General features: G+C 64.5%; 1 protein-coding gene. It reads left to right on the forward strand.

Features of this window, described 5'->3' with window-relative positions:
* The coding region (locus D3H34_RS33790; protein ID WP_205736895.1) for a replication initiator protein A at window positions 1–445 on the forward strand (445 nt) is incomplete at its 5' end.
* Between the last annotated feature and the right edge of the window lie 70 nt (window positions 446–515).

A 515-nucleotide genomic window follows, 5' to 3' on the forward strand; every position in this document is an offset into this window, starting at 1 on the left:
GGCCACCTCCATCCGGGAGACGACCGGGCGGCGATTGCACCGGTTTTCGTGGATCAACGAGTGGAAGGAACTGGCCGATGCCAGCGGCACGCCGCTGGGCATCGAGCTGATCCTGCCGGACTGGTTCTTTGCGGGCGTGCTGGACGCCGCTCTGGTGCTGACCATCGACCCGGCATATTTCCGGCTGACGGGCGGCATAGAGCGCTGGCTGTACCGGCTCGTGCGCAAGCACGGCGGCAGGCAGCCAGGCGGCTGGCAGTTCGATTTCCAGCACCTTTACCGCAAATCGGGCAGCGTGGCACGGTACTACGACTTCGCCGCCGACCTGCGGGCGATTGTGGCCCGGCAAGCCTTACCGGGCTACATGCTGGGCATCGAGCAGGTTTGCGGTATTTCCTCGCCGCTGCTGACTTTCCGGCCCGTGCCGCCCACGGCACGGGGATAACTGCAGCAGAGCCTGTGGACGGACTCGTGCTATCAGGCAACACAGGTATCGTGCTATCAGGCAACAAATC

This window comes from Acidovorax cavernicola, assembly GCF_003581445.1.